Genomic DNA, 20,116 nt, shown 5'->3' on the forward strand with positions numbered 1-20,116 from the left:
CGGTTTCCCGGGGTTTTAGCTGTGACATTTTTTTCCTTCAGCCAAGCCGAAAGCTGTGGGATCACGTAATATAATATACTTCTATGAATCAAACTTTACACCGCATGCTCCTTACAATGCTGTTTGCATTGGGCCTTCTCTATGAAACAAAGGCTCAAACAGCATTAAATCCCAGTGACCCGGTGATCACTTACAACTCTGCCAATCCTCCCGCTACCCCACAGTACGATAAAATCGTAAAATGGGTAAGAACAGTAAGAATGAGCTACAACACCGATTCTTATAAATGCTACATTTATAAGAACATGGCGTTCCGTCTTAAATTCCCTAAGACCTACGTTCCTGGCACCAATGATGGGAAAAAATATCCCATCTACCTGTTCTTCCACGGTGTGGGAGAAAAAGGAACGATTTACGACAACGAATACCAATTGTTGTGGGGCGGTCAGTTATGGGCTTCCCGCGTCGACGCAGGTACGTTCGATGGTTTCCTGCTCTATCCCCAAAGCCAGGGCGGCTATTGGGGCCCTAACGATTATGATAACCTGAAGGAAGTAGTAGATTCTATTGTTGCTTCCTGTAAAGGCGATCCCGATCGTTTGTGCGTAAACGGTTTATCCGGTGGCGGATGGGGTACCTGGGAGTTTGCACTGCGCTACCCTCAACTGACTGCAGCGTTTCTCCCTATGAGTGCCATGACGCTGGATTATGCCAATTATATCAATACTTATAAATTTACGCCGCTGTGGCTCTTCCAGGGCGGCCAGGACGGTAATCCCGCTCCTTATACGACCAACCAGGTGGCCGCACAAATTGTGGCAGCAGGTAGTGACTTCAAACTCACTACTTATCCTAATGATGGACATAATACCTGGGTGGATGCCTGGAATGAACCGGACTTTGCTCCATTCATGCTGCGGGCCAACCGGCTAAATCCATGGCCGCTGTTTGGTTCCAGCACCTTCTGTCCCGGACAGTCGATCACTATTGGTATAGCTCCTGGGTTCCAACAATATGAATGGCAAAAAGATGGCGTTACTGTTTATACAGGTACGGCCGATTCCCTGGTAGTCACCCTACCGGGTAGTTATCGTGTGAGAGGATTACTACCTACCGGATGGACGGGATGGTCTCCTACCCCACTGGTGATGAGCTATAAACCCGCCTCACCGGCACCGGTTATTACTACGTCGCCGGCACTCGCCAGCAATGTATTGCCTGCCCTCGATGGCAGCACCAGCATTACTATGCAGGTGCCCAGCGGTATGACCCAATACGAATGGATCAAAGGCGGTAGCGCTACCATACTCAGCAACACCAATACGCTCACCACATCTACACCCGGTGCATATGTGGTAAGGGTTACAGCGCCTAATTATTGCATAGGCGCCTATTCAGATACCTTCAGGGTGGTGAATGCCACCGGTATCAACGGCCCGGATCCCATTGGCAGCCTCATAGTAAGCAGCTTCACCAAAACGTCTATTTCCCTGTCCTGGACAGAGAATCCAACCCCTGCTTTCAATGAAAAATACTTTGAAATTTACAGGGCTACCCAAAGTGGTGGACCATATATTTTAGTTGGAAAGAACAACTCAGGTGTGGTGACCTTCACTGATGTCAACCTCATACCAGGTACCAACTACTTCTATAAGGTACGTCCGGTTAATGATAACGCAGCCGGGCCTGTGTCTGCTGAAGTTAAAGGAACAACTGTTGCAGACAGCTCCGCTCCTTCTGCCCCTCCATCATTAGCCATTAGCAGTTATACCAATAACCAGGTAGTATTAACCTGGCTGGCCGCCACAGATGATGCGGGTATTGCCGGTTACGACGTATATGCCAACGGCGTACTGAAAATGTCTGTCGGCAATGTATTAACCGCCACTGTTACTGGTCTTACCGATGGTACCCTGTACAACTTCTATGTGAAAGCAAAAGATGTGTCGGGTAAAACATCTACGCCAAGTAACCAGGTAACGGTAAGAACTAAAAAGGCAAACCTGTCTTACAAGTTCTACAACGGTAGCTATACCAGTTTGCCTAACTTTACTAACCTGACACCGGCTCAAACAGGTAAAGCGTATATTCCGGATCTTTCCATAGTACCAGCCGGCACTACTACTAATTATGCGATCATGTGGACCGGTTATATCCGTATCCCGGTTACCGGTACCTATACATTTGAGACTTACTCAGATGATGGCAGCAAGCTGTATTTCAATAAAACATATTCCAGCTCCGCTACTGCTACCGTCAATAATGATGGTTCGCATGGCCCTACCTATGCTTCAGGCACCGTAATCGCCAATGCGGGGGTATATCCTATTACAGTTACTTACTTCCAGGGCGGCGGCGGCTCTGCCATGAACGTGTACTGGACCAGCACCGCTGCTGGTATTACTACCCGTACGCTGATTCCGGATGCGGCTTTCGTAGATACTTCCGTGGTAAATGGCAGCGCACCAACAGCGCCATCTAACCTGGCCGTTACGGTTAATAACTACAGTAAACTCAACCTGACGTGGAAAGATAACAGTACCAACGAAACAGGTTTCGAAATTTACAGAAGTACCAGTAGCTCCGGCACTTATAATATCGTAGCTACTACCGCAGCCGGAGCTGTGGCATATACCGATACTGCGCTTAATGCCAGCACCACTTATTATTATAAAATAAGAGCCATTGGTCAGTATGGCGAATCTGCCTATACTGCTGTGGCCAGCGCTACTACCGCGGCGAAACCATTGCCGCCAACAGCACCTTCTAACCTCGTTTTACAGGCATTGTCTACCTCCGTGGTGAAACTCACCTGGAATGATACTACCACTATTGAAACCGGCTATGAAGTACAACGTTCACTGGCCGACAGTCTGCATTTCAGTTCCTTTAAGATACTGGGCGCCTTTGCTACCAGCCAGGGAACCTTCTCTGATTCTACGTTGGCAGCCAATACGGTGGTATACTATAAGGTAAGGGCCTTCGGAGAAGGTGGTTACTCTGCATTCACCGCAGCAGCAGGCACCAAATCACTGAACAATCCGCCTAAGATGGCGCCTATCAGCAGCCAGACTATCCGCTACGGCACCACGCAGTCGATACCGGTAAGCGCTACAGATGCGGATAACGATCCGATTACTTTCAGTCTCTATAATGCACCTGCCTTCGTATCCCTGCAGCAAAATGCAGGCGTTACTTCCCTGTACCTGGCGCCAACGGCAGCACAGCAGGGCACCTACAATGGCATCGGTGTAATTGCAGCAGATAACAATGGTGGCAAAGACACTGCGCTCTTCAACCTGGTAGTGAACGACAACTATCCACCGGTAATTGATTCCGTAGCTGGATGGAGCGTCAATGAGGGCACTACCACTACGGTGAAAGTATCCCTGCATGACCTGAACCCGGGTAATACCTTTACCTGGACAGCCCTCCAGTTGCCGGCCTTTGCCAGCATAGTAAGCGCCAATGATACCTGCCTCCTGACTTTAGCACCAGGATACAGCGATGCGGGCACCTACGTAGTAAAACTGCAGGCAGCGGATAATGCCGGCGGTATCGACGTACACAGCTTTACACTTACGGTAGTAGACAGACCTACACCGAACTATAAACTGTTCCTTAACTTCAAACTCAACAACAACGTAGCTGCACCGTGGAACAATATCTTTGGTACTACTACCACTAACCTGAAAGATGATGGCGGTCGGGTAACCAATGCTGGTCTTACTTTCGATGAAAGCTGGTGGGCAGCAGGTACAGAAGGCGCCGTTACAGGTAACAACAGCGGTGTATATCCTGATTCCGTGTTGGCAGAATACCTTTATTTCGGTGCGCTGCCCGGATTCTTCACCGGCGCACCCGCTATGCACGGTCATATTACCGGCCTGGAAACAAACAGGACTTACACCGTGAAGTTCATTTGCGACAGTAAATGGTGGGCGCCGCAGCCAAATAATGGTAGTACACAATACACCATCAATGGCGTTACCCAGACATTATATGCGCAAAACAATACCAGCAATCTCGCCATATTCCAAAACGTATCGGCAGATGCCAATGGTGAGATCAAATTTACGCTCAGCATACCTGCTGGCGGCCAGGTAGGCTACCTGAATGCCATGGAAATTGATGCAGGCGGCGTAGGCGATAGTACGGTAACAACTAACCATCCGCCGGTATTAACTGATATCAGCAACCAGACACTGGATGCAGGTACTACCCTCAACGTACCTGTAGTGGCCAGCGATCCGGATGGTAACCCGATTAACTACAGTGCCGTTAACCTGCCATCTTTCGTAACGCTGGTACAGTCAGGCGGCAGCGTATCACTGTCAATCGCACCACCAATAGGCACTTCAGGTACCTTTAACAATGTAAGCGTTATCGCCAGGGATTCCTATGGCGCCGCAGATACCACTACCTTCAGCATTACAGTAAATGTGCCGCCTAATTCTAATGGCAGCTACAAACTGTTCCTGAACTTTAAACTCAATAACACGGCTCCGGCTCCATGGAATAATCTATCCAACGGCACCGCTTCTGCCCTGAAAAACGATCAGGGCCAGACCACTTCCGTAGGACTGAGATTCGATGAAAGCTGGTGGGCAGCTGGTATAGAAGGAGCTACCACCGGTAATAACAGCGGAGTTTATCCGGATGTGGTACTGGCTGAATACCTGTACTTCGGATCACTGCCGGGCTTCTTTAACGGCGCCCCTGTGATGCACGGACACCTGACTGGTTTAAGCGCGAATACTACTTATACCATCAAATTCCTGTCGAATAGTAAATGGTGGGCGCCGCAGCCAGACAATGGCAGCACCCAGTTTACCGTCAACGGCGTAACTAAAACGCTGTATGCACAAAACAACACGACCACTACTGCCGATTTCGCTAACCTGACAGCTGATGCAAATGGTGAAATTGCCTTCACACTCAGCATCCCTGCCGGCGGACAGGTAGGTTACCTGAACTGCATGGAAATTGATGCTACCTCCAATATTCAAACCTTAAACGGTACACAGGCCATGGTGACAGATGTAACTAATCATCAGCCGGCCCTGACATCAAACGGCGCTAATAAAGGCAGTATCCAGGCCAATATCTATCCAAATCCATATATGGATAACCTGGCCATAGATATGACCTTACAAAAATCAGCCCCTGTGATGATGATAGAAATTACTGACCTCAGCGGTAAACGCCTCTATACAGAAACCCGGAAGGAAGTACCGCAAGGTAAGAACCTCATCCGGATCAACACCAGGAGCAGCATCAGCTTACCAGGCATTTATATCCTGAAGCTGACTACTTCGACCGGTGAAACCAAGAGCGTTAAACTTGTCAAGGGAAATTGAGTTGTAACTGAATGATTATGATCAAAGTAGAACCGCTCCGAAATTTTCGGGGCGGTTTTGCTTTTGGTTAAATTTGCGTTACCCGCCAAACTTCAGCGATAACCAACTAAAATTTATGTTTCGCTTAAAAATAAAGTGTCTTTTAATATAATCTTTTACCTTTGACTCATAACCGGATATACCAGGATACTTATGTTCTCCCGGATATCTCCCCATAACCTCATCCTCGATAAAACCAGAATTTGAAGGGCAGTAAGCCCAATATTAATTAGATTTTTTACCATCTCCTCTGACACGCCAGTATCTGCGCCGGGATAGGACTTCAATATACATGTATATCCATGTTCCTGCTCTGCGTATTACAATAAATTTTAGCAAAAGGAAAATTATATATGGACATCGTGTATTTCATAAAGGCGTTACTCAAAAAGAAATGGTGGATACTGCTCAGCACCATCGCTGCAGTGGCTGCAGCCTTTGCCTTTACCATCGGTAAACCCAAATTATACGCATCCACCGCCCAAATGGCGACGGGATACACTACCAACGAGCAGATTAAATTAAGGGATGAAAATGTTAACCTGTTTGAAGCCGACGTTAAATTTGACAACGTTATAGAAAACATTAATTCTCCGCTCGTTACCGGGCTGCTGTCCTGTAACCTGATGCTGCATGATCTCACCAGCAATAAACCTTTTCGTCAGCTTACAGAACAAGACCTGAAAAAACCGGTATACCTCTCCGCCAATAAAGAAGAAATTGTTCGCGTATGCCGCCAGAAAATTGATTCCCTGCAAATACTCTCCTCTTCTATTCCCGAAGAACGGAAGATACTGGAGTTCATGAAGCTTTATAAATATGATTATGAGAGCATTCGCAAAATGATGCTGGTAGGACGTCTTCAGCGTACAGATTATATCAACATCATTTGTTATTCAGAGAATCCGGACCTGTCTGCCTACGCCGTAAATACACTCTACAAAGAATTTATCCGCTTTTATCGCAGCTCCCGTTCCGAACGCTCTGTAGAAAACGTAGAAACATTTGAAGCGCTGGTAGAACAGAAAAAACGGGAACTGGACCAGAAAGTAGAAGCACTCCGGGGATATAAAACTGCCCAGGGCGTGTTGAACGTAGAAACAGCCAGCGGCAATGAGTGGGACCTGATCAAACAATTTGAAAAATCCCTCTCCGATGAAAGGGCTAACTACAACAACCTGCAGGCTTCTCTCAACAACATCAGCACACAACTGGCCCAGGCTAATAGCGGCAAGCCTGCCTACTCCAACTCAAATGCCGAAATCATTTCACTGAGAAGACAAATCAACGATCTCAACGATCAATATGTGAATGGCGGTTCTACCGACAATGCGCTGGCCGATAAAATAAAAACACAACGCGCCCGTCTGCAAAAAGCTATGCTGGATGCCTCCACCCCTTCCGGTAAAGTAAGCAGCAAAGAAGAGTTACTACAGAGCAAAGAAGCCCTGGAAGCACAGGTTAGCGCCTCCCGGCTGAACATCAGCGCCCTGGAAAATAAAATCCGGAACCTGCGCTCCTCAGTTGGTTCCTATGCCAATAAAGAAGCTACCGTTACCTCCCTGCAACAGGAAGTAACCCTGGCACAGGAAGAATATAATAAGCTGAAAGAAAAATTAGGTTCCGCCCTGGACAACCGTAACGTACCACAGGATAACTTCCGCCAAACATTGATTGGACAGCCTGCCTTTACACCGGAATCTTCCAAACGCCTGGTGATCATGGGTATGTCTGGTATGGCCGTTTTTATGATTGCCTGTATCAGTATCCTCTTCAGAGAGTTTATGGATAACTCCCTGAAATCTCCTTCCATTTTCAACCGCACCTCTGATTTGAAGCTCATTGCTACCATCAACCACGCTAACCTGCAGCGTTATAAACTGCTGGAAATATTACAGCGGAAAGCGGATGAATCGCAATGGCTGAAAAGACAAAATATTTTCCGCGAGTTGCTGCGCAAACTCCGGTATGAGCTGGAAAGCAGCGGTCGAAAGGTATTCCTGTTTACCAGTACAGAACCTCAGCAGGGTAAAACCACCCTGCTGCAGGCAGTGGCCTATAGCCTGAGCCTGAGCAACAAAAAAGTATTAGTGATCGATACCAATTTCTGCAACAATGATGTGAGTGTACAGATGGAAGCCAAACCTACGCTGGAATTCTTTTCCGTACCTCCTGCTGAATTCAGCATCGAAAAAGTGAAAGAGATTGTGACAACGTACGAAGCACCAGGCATAGAAGTGATTGGCTGCCGGGGCGGGGACTACACCCCTTCCGAAATTTTGCCTCCCAATCACCTGCTTAACTACCTGCCTGAGCTAAAGCAATATTACGATTACATTTTAATGGAAGGTGCACCACTGAACGATTTCACCGACAGCCGTGAGTTATCTGTATATGCAGAAGGAGTAATCGCCATCTTTTCTTCTCACTTAAAAATGAAACAAATAGACCGGGAATCATCCGAATTCCTGGAATCACTCGGCGACAAATTCCTGGGAGCTGTCTTGAATAACGTTAAGGAGGATTACATAGAATTGTAAATTTCTCTAAAATTAAAGGTCCGTTGAAACTTCACGACATATTTAGCTTACGCCCCGAGAGCAAAGCGTCGCGCTACGCCTGGATTGACTATGCAAAAGGCATTGCCATTGTCCTGGTTGTATACCGGCATCTGGCCTATGGGCTTGTAGCCAGCGGCATTGTACTACCAAAGCAAGTACTGGCTACTAATGATATGTTATACAGTTTCAGGATGCCGCTCTTTTTTTTACTGTCAGGCATTTTCTTCAGCAGAAGCGTAGGGAAACGTGGTCCAGGAACGTTCCTGGTGAATAAGGTAAACACATTGCTATACCCTTATCTGCTTTGGGCAGTGATCCAGATCACCCTGCAGATATTGTTTTCAGACTATAGTAATGCTACCCGTTCGATGGCTGATTACTTGAACATTTTTATTCAGCCAAGAAAGCTTGATCAGCTGTGGTACCTGTTTGCACTATTTAATGTAACGATGCTGTACTTGCTGTCATCGCTTACAATTAAAGAACGGAAAGCATGGCAACTGGTCATCGGATTGGCATTGTTGGGGATAGCGCCTTATGTGCAGCCAATCAGCACCTTTTACGATATAGCGATACATTATATCTACTTTGCTATCGGAGACATTGCTTCCGGTTATTTTTTCCGGGAAGAAACACAAATGCGTTTCTCCAACCCAATCAACCTGCTACTGCTCGCACCAGTATTCGGTTTATTGCAATGGTACTACCTGCATCACCAGCAAATGAGCTTGTATGTCCTCATGCTGATTGCACTCAATGGATGTTTGTTTGTGATGATGCTTTCCTCCTGGTTGGCAAAACACCAACGGATGGGGTTCCTGAGCATAATAGGTCATTATTCATTGTATATCTACCTGCTGCACATCACCATATTTGCGGTGCTGCGGGCGGTACTGATGAGAATAGGTATCAGTAATGGCCTGGTCCTTTTATTGACGTTAATACCCACTTCCATCTTCCTGTCGATTATCGCTTACCGGGTATTGATACAATTGAAATGCGGCTGGTTGTTTACCGGGCCATTCGGTCAGCATAACGCTAACAATAAAACAGTATTGCCATCTTAAACATGAAAAAGCAAGCAAAAAATAAACCGATAGACCAACACCTGCACCAGGTGCTGATCCTCATCTTTATAGCGCTCACGATTATCGCTATGGCGGTTAAAATAGTTTTCTTATAAATTCTATTCAGTGGAAGTAGCGAAAAAAAATATCTTCAACATATTCATTATTATCTGCTGGGTAATAGTTGTACCGGTTATTGCCTATACAAGCGCCCAGGAGGTAAAGTATACAGCTTTACTGATAGGTGGCGTAGTAGGTATCAGCGTAGCGCTAATTTCCGTGTTGAATTACCGGGCAGGCTATTTTATCTCCTGCACCGTTGCACTGACAGTGCGATTGCTGGAGCGGATGTCTGGTACAGAAATCCCGGTGGGCGTGCTGATAGATGCCATCCTGCTGATAACGCTGGTAGGTAGCTTGCTAAAACAGGAAGATAATAACATTAAAAAGGTAGACTTCCTCAGGGATCCTGCTATCATTACTTTCTATATCTATGGTGGGTATATCCTGCTGCAGTTTTTCAACCCCGCCTTTGTGTACGACCGGCATGGCTGGACTACCTTCGCCAGGGTATATGTGCGTAATATGGTAGCGATGTACCTGGTGATGAGAATAGTGAGGAATATGGATGACCTTAAATTTTACCTGAAGTTTTGGATCATCATGCTTACCATCGCGGCTTTCTATGCCTGTATCCAGCAATGGTTTGGGCTTATGCCTTTTGAGAAGGCCTATATCGCCAGGTATCCGGAAAAATTTAAGACCGTACTTATCTTAACCGGTATCCGCATCTTTTCCTTCGTGTCTGATCCGGCAGTATTCGGGGTGATCATGGCCTGTGGTTGCATTATCAATATTGTGCTGCTGACAAGTTCCATGAAACTGATTTCTCCTGCCAAGAAGGCTTTCCTGGTGTTTTCACTGATACTTCAGTTCATGGCCCTCGGATTTTCCGGTACGCGTACAGCTTACATCATGGTGCCGATGGGCCTTCTGATCATGGTATTTGTGAACATGCGGCACCGCAATACGATTATCGGCGCGTTGGTGTTTGTAATGGCATTCCTGGTGTTGATGTTTGGCCCTTTTCACGGTAACTCTACTGTGATCAGGATGCGTACTGCCTTTTCAGGTTCAGAAGACGCCTCTCTCAATGTGAGGGAAGTGAACAGGCATCGTATTCAGCCGTATATCTTCAAACACCCTATTGGCGGAGGTTTCCTCAGCTGTGAACCAGGTTCGGGTAGTGAGCTGGATGGATTTCCTCCCGACAGTGGCTACCTGCGTACCGTACTGGAACAAGGCTTAATTGGCCTTACCCTGGTGCTGATTAATATTTTCATCATGATGCGGTACATGGTGTCTAATTATTTTGCTGCGCGAACGGAAGCGGAAAAGCAGTTTACGCTGGTCATTCTCTGCGTCATGTTTGCCCTGGTGGTGAGTATGTATGCTCAGGAATCGTCCGGATTGATAGAATCTGCCCTGCTGTACTATGGCTTAAATGGGATCACTATAAAGTTAAAATATCTACTATCATCTCCAAACATCACATCATGAAACGCGTATTTTTATTTTTATTGGTAGCATTCACAGGAACTATAGCGAAGGCTCAGCAAGCCGACACCGCTGTCCTGCTGCGTTTACCCGCCGATCAGCCTACTGTTGCCCGGTTAAAGGAAAGACTGGTAGAACTGGCCTATCAGAATCCCCAGTTAAAAGAAATCGATTTTAAGAAACAGATTTCTAAATATGAAGAAAACAAAGCCAAGGCAAGCTGGCTGGATATGCTTACCGCCGCAGGTAACCTGAATGAGTTCACCATCAAAGGAAGCGGTACTACCAACAACAATACCCTGTATCCAAGATACAACTTCGGGGTTATGGTTCCCATTGGTCACCTGATCAGCATTCCTAACGATGTTAAAATAGCCAAGGCCAATGGCAAAGCATTGGAGCAACAAAAAGAAACTGGTAAACTGGCATTGAAAGCGGCAGTGCTGCGGGCTTATGAAGACTATGCTGCGAACAAACAATTATATGAGCTGCAATTGCCATTGCTGGAAGATGCTTATAATCATTACAAACAGGTAGAATCCAGGTTTTCCAAAGCTGATCAGAATACACAGGTAGAAACATTAAATGAAGCATATCGTCTTTACAATGCTGAAATGGTGAGAAAAGTAGCGTTGGAAAGGGACGTAAAACAATCTAAAATAGCGCTGGAAGGCATTATCGGTAGTACCATGGAAGAAGTACTGCTGCATTTATAATCAGGGGGCCAGCGGCGTAAGCTAGCCGGCAAATAAATTTGTACAATGAGATTGACGTTAGTAATCGGATTGATGCTGCAGACAATAGTGTTGGCGGCGCAGGATTTAAAACCATTCCAGGCTATACAGGTGCAGATAACGCCCTGGCATCATATACCGGCGTTGCTGAAGCTGCCGGATAACATGAAACCTGGTAAACGTTACCCGATATTAATCTGCCTGCATGGCAGAAGTATCGCTGGTACAGATCTGACGAAGATATTCAGACAAGGGGTAGCCCGGCAGATGCATGAGGGCAAAAACATAGATGCCGTCAACAAAACAGACGGGAAAAAATATGAGTTCATCGTCCTGGCTCCACTGGCCACCAGCTGGTCATTGGGCCCGGAACACCTGGATGCCGCGCTGACAGATGTATTGAAAAGATATCCGATCGATTCGTCCCGGGTATATATCACCGGCTATAGCGCCGGCGGATGGTCGGTTGGAATGGCAGTTACCGACAAACGGATGGCGAAGCGAATAGCTGCCGCTGTAAATATGTCGCCTGCTACGATCGACGCAGAAAACCTGAAAAGCTTCCAGGTAACCGCGCAAAACAATATCCATGTATGGTATTTCGGCGGTACTGAAGAACCGGTATTCCTGGGCAACTGCAAACTGTTTGCCGATAGTACCAGCAAATACAAACCCGGGCTTACCAAACTAACCATTGGTGACCATAAGCACTGCTGCTGGGAACAATATTACAACCCCTCCTATCGGGAGAATGGAATGAATATTTACGAGTGGCTGCTGCAATTCAAACGATAACCAGGTATGTTTTCTTTCAAAAAGTGGTTATGTATTACGGGCACCGGAACATTGGTGGTGTTGATATCAGGTTTCCTGCTCTTTAAAAGCAGGCAGGAAACCGCTGTTATGAATGAAGCCGCGAGAGCGGCCGCTCCCGGGCGTTTTATCCGGCTCCCGCAAGGCCTGGTACATTATCGCCTGTCAGGTCCCGATACGGCCAGATTATTGGTACTGATCCATGGCGGCGGCTCCAGTGGTATGGAAGTATGGAAATACAATGTGCCCTTCCTCCTTTCTAAAGGCTACCGGGTACTTACCTACGATCTGTATGGCCGGGGATATTCCGACCGGCCGGAAACAACCTATGACCTGTCGCTGTATCGCCGGCAGCTTAACAGCCTGCTGGATACGCTGGGCATTCACCAGCCCTTTGATATGATTGCAATGTCGATGGGAGCAGCGATTGGGTTGGACTATGCAGCTACCCATGCCAGCCAGGTAAAACAAATCATTTTACTGGGTCCCGCTGCAAGCGGAGATCTCCATCCCAGTCTATTCCTGAAAGTTCCCGTCGTTTCAGATATTTTAATGAGTGGGTACTGGTATCCCCGGGCTACCGAAAATCAACGAAAGGAATTTGTGAATCAACCGTTGTTTAATGACTACGCCAAACGGCTGAATTATTTCAGCAATTTTAACGGTTATAAACGCATTACCCTGTCTTCATGGATGAATATGCTCAACCAGAGCCAGTTATACCTGTTAAAACAGGTAGCCCCGCAAAAGATATTGCTGATTTACGGCAAACAGGATCCTTTTTTCCCCCCGGAAAAACTGGATACTTATACCTCCTTATACCCAACTTTAGCAGTACATGAAATAGATAGTGCGGGACATATGCCGCATTATGAACAGCCAACACAGGTAAATAGCCTCATGTGGGAGTACCTGCAGGCAAAGGATTGATATACTTCCTTGCCTTCTGACAACAATCGCCATCCCGGTAAACCAGGATGGCGATTGTTTAGTATGGTAACTCTAATACTGTTTTAAAGAGAAACAGTATAAAGAGATGAATTATTTTTTATAGCCAATCGTCAACAACGGAGACCCTGCCAAAGGCATGTAATAGTTGTTGATGTCTACCAGTGCTGAGTCAACAGTTGGTAATTTAGCATTGGCGTAACCACCGGTACCTTCCGTAACCGTACCTCCATTTTCGAGGTAGATGTAGGCGTTAGGATAGATAGTACCACCAGTGGTACGAGGCTGAATGATCGCATTTGAATTAACAATCTGCGGAGCAGTCATACCCAGGTAACCGTTGATGCGGATACCCACACCACCAATACGGGCAATAGTGTTGTTAAGGATTTGCACTACTGCATTGTTGGTGCCTCTCAGGCTCACACCATCCAGCTGGTTGTCTCTGAACAGGTTGTTTTTGATAATGTGCGTAGCGCCGTTTTCACCGGAACCGTAGAACTGGCAAAGTTCGCCCCAACCATCGTGTACATAGTTATCGTGTACATTGGTGTTGGTGGTACGGCCACCAATTAAGATACCACCCGCATCTGCGCTACCATGTTTAGTAGCCCAGTTGGTTACTTCGTTACCAAATACTTCCAGGCCATCAATGGCAGAAGTTTGAATACCATCCGCACCGCTGCCGGATACAGTATTGTTATAGATCTTAACATTACGCCATTTGATAGGTTGCGCATACTGTTGGCCGGATGTAAAGCCGGATGGAGATCCATAGTAAGGCGTATTGGTTGTCATATCCCAGTAAGTAGCGGTATGACCGATATACATGGCTTCATTGAAAGTACCGGTGATGGATACATCATGTATCAGCAGGTTTTCCATGTAGGAATTTGGATACTGTGTAGTCAGATCGCCGGCAACCACTTCTGTTTTTGCCCACAAGCCTGTACCACCGTTCTGAATGGTGATATTACTTACTTCAAAGTTATCTGAGTGTTTGGCAAGTGCTACGTTAAAATAAGCTTGTCTGCTGCTCTGGGTACTACCGCTCACAACAAAGTTAGATTTTGAACTCTGACCTCCTACTTTTACATAATGACAATCGCTGAAGCTGAGTGCAGTAGCCCAGGAACCACCGTTCCAGGTTGGATTTCCAATAGTGGTAACAGTGCCAGTGGCATTACGAACAATGATAGGATTGCCTGCACTTCCACGTAAGTTGTTGAAAACAACGGCGGCGAAGTTTCCTTTCAGGCTTATTACGTCTCCTCCCTTATAAATACTCCCATCTACCACAAGGTGGCCGGCAGCATCGGGTACAAGTACATATTCCTTTCCGGTGATAGGCGCTGCAGTAGCAACCGTATCTGTTGATGTTGAAGGTTTAAGTTGGTCCAATTGCGCCTTATTACAGCTTTCCGCTGTAACCAGATATGTCAGGGCAATTGATAAGACTGTGAACATAGTCAATCGTGCAGTGCTGAAATGCCTCATGGTTTTTCAAATTATTTGTATGGTTTCAATAAAATATCTACTATTAAAAGTTAATAGTAAACGGTGATCATCTGATATGGACTCGGTTTTTCTAAAAAATAACTGCACACATATTAACGTCTCCGGAAACAATTAAAACGGTCCGATTATGATTTATGGCTGCGAATATCCAGAATTTTGAATATAAAACAGCACTCTAACGAACCTCCGAAACGAAATATTATACGCCGGAAATGAGGCATTTTTAAGTTATCTGTCATTAGAGAAATTAAATTGCCCGATTCTACCGTTGGTCAGAAATATACCGAACCCATAATGCCCTTGTCTGCTCTGAAACCTAGGCTGATCAACCATATTATTATTAATAATATATATTATTAATAATAATACGTAAATTTTTATTGAAAAAATCAAAAATAATTTGAAAAACTTTTCCACATTCTTAAAAAAGACGCGGGTAAAGCATTAAACGGTTAAAAAAAGGTATAGGTTAAAAACAAAACAGCCGCTTCAAAAGTTTTGAAACGGCTGCCTTCTTTTATTATTTGTATCATCCGGTTATTACAACCCGAATGCTGCTTTTACTTTATCCACATAGTCGAGTTTTTCCCAGGTAAACAGCTCTACTTCTACGGTTTTCTCATGTTTCTTACCCTTGTTGAATACTTTCGTCACTACCTGCGATTCACGGCCCATGTGGCCATAAGCAGCCGTTTCGCTATAGATAGGATTGCGCAGTTTCAGGCGCTGTTCGATAGCATATGGGCGCATATCAAAGATTTCTTCAATCTTCTTAGCGATTTCTCCGTCAGTCATTTTCACTTTGGAAGTACCGTTGGTATTTACATAAATACCACAAGGTTTAGCAACACCGATAGCATAGGAAACCTGCACTAATACTTCATCACAAACACCTGCTGCTACCAGGTTTTTAGCTATGTGACGGGTAGCGTAAGCGGCAGAACGGTCTACTTTGGATGGATCTTTACCGGAAAATGCACCACCACCATGGGCGCCTTTGCCACCGTAGGTGTCTACGATAATCTTACGGCCAGTTAAGCCGGTATCACCGTGAGGACCACCAATAACGAACTTGCCGGTAGGGTTGATATGGTGATTGATATCGAAACCGTCGAACAGCTTTTGCAGTTCTGGTTTCAGCTGCGCTTTCACCCGGGGGATCAGGATGTTGATCATGTCCTCCTTGATTTTTGCGAGCATTTTTTCATCGGAATCAAAGTCATCGTGCTGGGTAGAGATCACGATGGAATCAATTCTTACGGGTTTATTATCATCAGAATACTCGATTGTTACCTGGGATTTAGCATCCGGGCGCAGGTATTTAATGTCTTTATTCTCACGACGCAGTGCAGCCAGCTCCAGCAGCAGTTTATGCGCCAGGTCGAGCGCCAGCGGCATATAGTTCTCTGTTTCGCGGGTGGCATAACCAAACATCATCCCCTGGTCACCGGCTCCCTGCTCTTCCGGAGATTTACGGTCTACACCCTGGTTGATATCGGGCGACTGTTCATGGATAGCAGACAGGATACCACAGGAATTTGCTTCAAACATATATTCGCTCTTGGTATAACCAATCTTGCGGATTACTTCTCTTGCGATGTCCTGTACATCGAGGTATGCCTCTGATTTCACCTCTCCTGCCAGTACCACCTGACCGGTAGTTACAAGCGTTTCACAAGCTACTTTAGATGATGCATCATATGCCAGAAAGTTATCAATCAAAGCGTCGGATATCTGATCAGCTACTTTATCAGGGTGTCCTTCTGAAACGGATTCAGATGTAAATAAGTAAGGCATAAAAAACTGGGATTAGTAGTTTTATGGTTTAGTGTAAATAATTCTAAGTTTCATATTGTATTGCGACAGATTACCTCCGCCTACTTTCACCCTATCCACGTCTATGGGCAGAGAGGAAGTATTCAACGCTTTCAGCTTAAAACCATTATTGGCATCGAGTTTTTTGATAAACCGCTGTACCGTATTGGCAAGGTTAAATGTATACTGGACTACCTGTATTCCTCCGAAGTTAGTAATTACCTGGCGGGTTCCTCCAAAGTAAGTGGGGCCACCGGATGAATAGTAGTCGATGGGTACCTTGGTGGAGTCCCCATTACCATATTGCAGTAAAGATAAGCTTCCTGGTTCAATAAAAATATTATTCATGTCAGATGGCCCGGCAGTAATTTGTGTAATGATTAATTCTGCCTTGTTGATCATCACATTAGGAAAGTTTTCCAATCCCGGGATGGTCAGCTTCGTATACAAGCCCGGTGCGTTGTTCAGGAACAGGATACTGTCCCCTTGCGGGTTGCCGGTATTGATAAACCGGCCTGCCTGTGAACCATTGTAATTCCTGGCGAAGTAGTTGGCATGGGCACTGGTATATTGGTTGAAGCTCATGACAGCCTGCAGTGAGTCCTTTTCTGAGTTCTTGTAGAATACGGTCAGTTTCGTATTTACATCATTGAGCGACAGGTAAATCATATTCCGGTTGGTACCCAGCATGGTATCCGGTATAATGGCAAATCCTTTCAGATAAGCCCTGAATGCAGAGTCGGTAGCAAAGGCGCCATCCGATTTCTGCTGGAGTAACTCGTTACCGAAGGCAGGACTAAGCTTAATACGCAGCTGTGCTGCTTCTTTGGTGCCGTAAACGCTTACCGAATCACGGAGACTCAGGGGCGTTACCGTTACCTGGCCCAGGAGATTACTTTTATCGTATCCTAATGCGCGGTCATAGGCGTAGTTGGTATCGATCGTAAACTTAGGTTCGGTCATGCGGTAAATACGGAACGTCTGCGGCGTAGAAGAATCTCCGGTGTAGCCAGCGTATGCGAGCGATAATACCACAGAATCGAGGGTTTGGCCGGCTCCTTCAAAGGTGAAAGCACTTTTAGGCAGCGATACCTGCGTGTATACGAAGGCGTGGCTTTTACCAAAAACCGGGTCTGTAGTAACAGATCCCAGAATTTTCCGATAACTGCTATTTCCGTTTGCAATAGAGGAATCATACCGGAGGATGTTGTTGGCGATGATACCGGAAATCACGGTATCATGTGCGTTTACAAAATCGCCCGGAGGAATAAGGCCACTCCCGAGAAGGGTAGATTTATTACAACCGGCGGCGCCAAACAGTAGAGTAATATAGGTTGCTAAGAAACTGAGGTTTCTGAAATTGATCTTCACGCGTTATGTTGTTAGTGAGTATTGGTTAAACTGCCGAACATGCTTTGAATTAGCTACTTACCCAGCAACTGGTTGTATAATGCAAGGTAATCGCCAAGATCATCGTTATCTTTCTTGAAAGGCAAAATTATCTTTCCCTTTTCTGCTTTTACTTCGTCCACCACTTTCTTTTCCAGCTTGTCGCCCGCCAGTACCACCGCATCGGCGTATTTGGCAGCTCCTCTGTTCAATGCAGTGTTGGTACCATCCTTAAACAGCTCCATATCCTTTTCTTTGATCTGGTTACTGATGGTGGCTTTCTTCACAAAGGTGGTGCCTAACTTTTCTTTGAACGTGTTGGGCGTCAGCGAATATATGATTTTTGAGTTGGCAAAAACCGGTTCCTTCTTGTAGGCTGTTTTCAGATACATTGGTATCAGAGAAGTCATCCAGCCACTGCAATGAATAATGTCCGGAGGCCATCCGAACTTTTTCACTGTTTCCAGGGCTCCCTTACAAAAGAAGACAGCTCTGGCTGCATTGTCGTCAAAAAACTCCTCGTTTTCATCGGCAAATACAGTCTTCCGCTTAAAATAATCTTCATTATCCAGGAAGTAAACCTGCAACCGGGCATTCGGAAGGGATGCCACCTTGATAATCAACGGGTAATCATCCCCGTCAATCACAATGTTGATACCCGACAACCTTACCACTTCGTGCAAACGGTGTCTTCTCTCATTAATAATTCCAAATCTGGGCATGATCACTCTCACTTCCAGGCCAGCCTCATTGGACTTAATTGCCATTTTATTGACCATGTTCGCGTAATCACTCAATTCCAGGTACGGCGACATCTCTTGGGCAATAAAAAGAATTCTTTTCTTTGTGGACATTTAACGCTGATTATTAATGCAGTAATTTTAATTTGGCTTGCAAAATTACGGATTTTTTACGGAATATTGGCCAATCTGTCAGTTTTAACATCCTTTTAAGCAATGATTTATGTATCAATTTAAGCACAGCTCGGACCTGAAGAAGCACCTTTCCTTGGTAAGAAAGAGTAACAAAAGCATTGGATTTGTGCCCACTATGGGAGCCCTCCACGATGGGCATCTGTCACTTATTCAGGCCGCCAGAAAAAATACCGACGTGGTTGTTTGCAGCATTTTCGTCAACCCAACTCAATTCAACGATCCAAAAGATTTTGAAAAATATCCTGTCACCATTGGAGAAGATATAAAAAAATTAAATCACGTATCAACAGATATACTTTTTTTACCATCCGTAGAAGAAATGTATCCGGAAGGACTGGAAAGCGATCTGCATTACGACTTCGGCGACCTGGAAACCATCTTGGAAGGAAAATTCCGGCCCGGGCATTTCCAGGGCGTCGGCCGCATTGTTCACAAGTTACTGGATATTGTGCAACCAGACCAGCTTTTTATGGGACAAAAAGATTTGCAACAATGCCTGATCGTCCGTCGCCTGCTCCAAATCACCCATTCTCCCGTGAAACTGGTCGTATGTCCTACTGAAAGAGAAAAAGATGGCCTGGCCATGAGCAGCCGCAACACCCGGCTCTCTCCTGCCGCCCGTAAAAAGGCCACTGCCATTTACCACGAACTGACGGCCATCAAAAATAACTTTGGTAAAGGGCTCCATTTCATGGAGGAAGCCCATGAAGCTTTTGATCACCTGAAAAAAGAGGGCTTTGAACCCGAGTACGTAGACATACTCCAGTTGGAAGACGGTATGCTCCGTCCCCTGGATCAGCCGCCCGGCAACGCTACTGTAGTAGTAGCACTGGCCGCCTGGCTCGATGGAGTCCGCCTGATCGACAACATGATATTACAGGGCAGCCTCTAGCCTTATGGAACAAGACATGCAGCGCACGCTGCACCAGGACTGCATGTCTTGTTCGATCTTCCATATTTTTTTCCTAGTTTTGCAGACGCTCTTTTAATAAGCGTTAAGCCAGTACAAATTATGCAAATCGAAATTTTAAAGTGTAAGATTCACCGCGCAGTAGTTACCGAAGCCAATCTGCAATATGTTGGAAGCATTACGATTGACGAAGACCTGATGGATGCTGCTGGTTTAATTGAATACGAAAAAGTCCAGGTATTAAACGTAAATAACGGCGAAAGACTGGAAACCTATGTCATCAAAGGTAAGCGCGGTTCAGGCGTCATTTGTATGAATGGCCCTGCTGCCCGCCTGGTAGCGCCTGGAGACATTGTGATTATTATTTCCTATGCCACCATGGATTTTGAAGAAGCTAAAAAATATACGCCTATTGCCATTTTCCCTAAAGAAGGGAATAAATTGTAACCCTTATTGTTATTAACACCCTA

The 20,116-nt window shown here is 45.7% G+C and carries 13 protein-coding genes; 9 read left to right on the top strand and 4 right to left on the bottom strand.

Annotated elements, in window-relative coordinates; translation table 11 throughout:
• The first annotated feature begins 83 nt into the window (after positions 1-83).
• The 7 genes from HGH90_RS28230 (at position 84) to HGH90_RS28260 (ending at position 13,061) form a co-directional block, all read left to right on the top strand.
• Positions 84-5,360, top strand: a complete 5,277-nt coding sequence (locus HGH90_RS28230) for a fibronectin type III domain-containing protein (protein WP_169192459.1) — start codon at positions 84-86, stop codon at positions 5,358-5,360.
• Between the two features lie 392 nt (positions 5,361-5,752).
• On the top strand, positions 5,753-7,939 hold the full coding sequence (locus HGH90_RS28235) for an exopolysaccharide transport family protein (protein ID WP_168765302.1): 2,187 nt from the start codon (positions 5,753-5,755) through the stop codon (positions 7,937-7,939).
• 23 nt (positions 7,940-7,962) lie between these two features.
• Positions 7,963-9,027 (top strand): acyltransferase family protein, encoded by a 1,065-nt coding sequence (locus tag HGH90_RS28240; protein ID WP_168765303.1) that lies wholly within the window; start codon positions 7,963-7,965, stop codon positions 9,025-9,027.
• 126 nt (positions 9,028-9,153) lie between these two features.
• Positions 9,154-10,587 carry an O-antigen ligase family protein gene (locus HGH90_RS32155; protein ID WP_168765304.1) on the top strand — a complete coding sequence of 478 codons (1,434 nt, stop codon included), beginning with the start codon at positions 9,154-9,156 and terminating at the stop codon, positions 10,585-10,587.
• Positions 10,584-11,300, top strand: a complete 717-nt coding sequence (locus HGH90_RS28250; protein WP_168765305.1) for a TolC family protein — start codon at positions 10,584-10,586, stop codon at positions 11,298-11,300. The genes HGH90_RS32155 and HGH90_RS28250 overlap by 4 nt, the downstream gene beginning before the upstream one ends.
• A gap of 45 nt (positions 11,301-11,345) precedes the next feature.
• A complete protein-coding gene (locus HGH90_RS28255; RefSeq protein ID WP_168765306.1) occupies positions 11,346-12,113 on the top strand; it encodes a prolyl oligopeptidase family serine peptidase in 768 nt (255 codons plus the stop codon).
• A gap of 6 nt (positions 12,114-12,119) precedes the next feature.
• Positions 12,120-13,061, top strand: coding sequence for an alpha/beta fold hydrolase (locus HGH90_RS28260; RefSeq protein WP_169192460.1), 942 nt, complete (start codon positions 12,120-12,122; stop codon positions 13,059-13,061).
• Positions 13,062-13,172: 111 nt separating this feature from the next.
• Here the strand turns inward: HGH90_RS28260 and HGH90_RS28265 are convergent, their stop codons facing one another.
• From HGH90_RS28265 to HGH90_RS28280, 4 genes are all read right to left on the bottom strand, one after another.
• Positions 13,173-14,480: a right-handed parallel beta-helix repeat-containing protein gene (locus HGH90_RS28265; RefSeq protein ID WP_168765308.1), complete on the bottom strand. Its 1,308-nt coding sequence runs from the start codon at positions 14,478-14,480 to the stop codon at positions 13,173-13,175.
• 657 nt (positions 14,481-15,137) lie between these two features.
• Complete coding sequence (gene metK, locus HGH90_RS28270) at positions 15,138-16,394, bottom strand: methionine adenosyltransferase (RefSeq protein ID WP_168765309.1); 1,257 nt, start codon at positions 16,392-16,394, stop codon at positions 15,138-15,140.
• A gap of 21 nt (positions 16,395-16,415) precedes the next feature.
• Positions 16,416-17,783: a DUF4270 family protein gene (locus tag HGH90_RS28275; protein WP_168765310.1), complete on the bottom strand. Its 1,368-nt coding sequence runs from the start codon at positions 17,781-17,783 to the stop codon at positions 16,416-16,418.
• A gap of 53 nt (positions 17,784-17,836) precedes the next feature.
• Entirely contained in the window at positions 17,837-18,655 is an 819-nt protein-coding gene (locus HGH90_RS28280) for a glycogen/starch synthase (RefSeq protein ID WP_168737197.1), read from the bottom strand.
• Positions 18,656-18,764: 109 nt separating this feature from the next.
• Between HGH90_RS28280 and panC the strand changes: the two genes are divergently transcribed.
• Both panC and panD read left to right on the top strand, forming a co-directional pair.
• Positions 18,765-19,628 carry a pantoate--beta-alanine ligase gene (panC, locus tag HGH90_RS28285; RefSeq protein ID WP_168765311.1) on the top strand — a complete coding sequence of 288 codons (864 nt, stop codon included), beginning with the start codon at positions 18,765-18,767 and terminating at the stop codon, positions 19,626-19,628.
• A 120-nt stretch (positions 19,629-19,748) separates the two neighbouring features.
• Positions 19,749-20,093, top strand: a complete 345-nt coding sequence (gene panD / locus HGH90_RS28290) for an aspartate 1-decarboxylase (protein ID WP_133811105.1) — start codon at positions 19,749-19,751, stop codon at positions 20,091-20,093.
• Positions 20,094-20,116 lie beyond the last annotated feature (23 nt).

This window comes from Chitinophaga sp. Ak27 (assembly GCF_012726295.1).
In the GTDB taxonomy this organism is placed as follows: Bacteria; Bacteroidota; Bacteroidia; order Chitinophagales; family Chitinophagaceae; genus Chitinophaga.

Coding starts and splice junctions, on each gene's coding strand:
- HGH90_RS28230 (WP_169192459.1), top strand. CDS start 84: ATGAATCAAACTTTACACCGCATGCTCCTTACAATGCTGTTTGCATTG.
- HGH90_RS28235 (WP_168765302.1), top strand. CDS start 5,753: ATGGACATCGTGTATTTCATAAAGGCGTTACTCAAAAAGAAATGGTGG.
- HGH90_RS28250 (WP_168765305.1), top strand. CDS start 10,584: ATGAAACGCGTATTTTTATTTTTATTGGTAGCATTCACAGGAACTATA.
- HGH90_RS28255 (WP_168765306.1), top strand. CDS start 11,346: ATGAGATTGACGTTAGTAATCGGATTGATGCTGCAGACAATAGTGTTG.
- HGH90_RS28260 (WP_169192460.1), top strand. CDS start 12,120: ATGTTTTCTTTCAAAAAGTGGTTATGTATTACGGGCACCGGAACATTG.
- metK (WP_168765309.1), bottom strand. CDS start 16,394: ATGCCTTACTTATTTACATCTGAATCCGTTTCAGAAGGACACCCTGAT.
- HGH90_RS28280 (WP_168737197.1), bottom strand. CDS start 18,655: ATGTCCACAAAGAAAAGAATTCTTTTTATTGCCCAAGAGATGTCGCCG.
- panC (WP_168765311.1), top strand. CDS start 18,765: ATGTATCAATTTAAGCACAGCTCGGACCTGAAGAAGCACCTTTCCTTG.
- panD (WP_133811105.1), top strand. CDS start 19,749: ATGCAAATCGAAATTTTAAAGTGTAAGATTCACCGCGCAGTAGTTACC.